Below are 201 nucleotides of genomic sequence, written 5' to 3' on the forward strand. Positions count from 1 at the left end.
GCGCAGCGAGGGGCCGATCTCGTCGACCTCCAGCTCCACGACAGTGCGCTTCTCGCCTTCCTTCGTGTCGAAGGAACGCTGGCGCAGCCGTCCGGAGACGAGCACTCGCGAACCGCGGGTGAGCGACTCGGCCACGTTCTCGGCGACCTGCCGCCACACGTTGCACCGCAGGAACAGCGCTTCGCCGTCCTTCCACTCGCC

The 201-nt window shown here is 68.7% G+C and carries 1 protein-coding gene; it reads right to left on the bottom strand.

Features of this window, described 5'->3' with window-relative positions:
- On the bottom strand, positions 1 to 201 hold a 201-nt coding region (gene ssb / locus IG04_RS0142120; protein ID WP_030482323.1), incomplete at both ends, for a single-stranded DNA-binding protein.

It is taken from the genome of Lentzea albidocapillata (genome assembly GCF_000719115.1).
Lineage (GTDB): Bacteria > Actinomycetota > Actinomycetes > Mycobacteriales > Pseudonocardiaceae > Lentzea > Lentzea albidocapillata.